1 pseudogene is annotated in these 298 nt (G+C 61.1%); it reads right to left on the reverse strand.

What is annotated here, in order from left to right:
- Positions 1-90 precede the first annotated feature (90 nt).
- A pseudogene (locus tag EN807_RS34460) lies at positions 91-298 on the reverse strand (7-carboxy-7-deazaguanine synthase QueE); the annotation flags it as partial.

A 298-nucleotide genomic window follows, 5' to 3' on the forward strand; every position in this document is an offset into this window, starting at 1 on the left:
GACGCGAACAAAGCTCGGCTGTACTCGGCACGCGAAGAGAGCCTGCCAAGCCGTTGGAGCCCGGCCTTCCGGTGCGACGCAAGCCGCAGACTAGACCGCCCTCTTGTTACCCCAAAGCAGAACGTGCAGCTGCGGCAACACGCGGGCTTCGAACCACCTGTCGCTAGTCACCCTTTCGACAAGCCATTCCATTCGCATCATTATTCCGTCCAAGTCGACAGAGGCGTCTTCACTGCCAGGGCGCGGCGGCGTGTGATTGCCGGGTTGCAGATAGATCGGAAGGTGCGGATATCTCGCC

Origin of the sequence: Mesorhizobium sp. M5C.F.Ca.ET.164.01.1.1 (assembly GCF_004792125.1) — a bacterium.
GTDB lineage: Bacteria > Pseudomonadota > Alphaproteobacteria > Rhizobiales > Rhizobiaceae > Mesorhizobium > Mesorhizobium wenxiniae.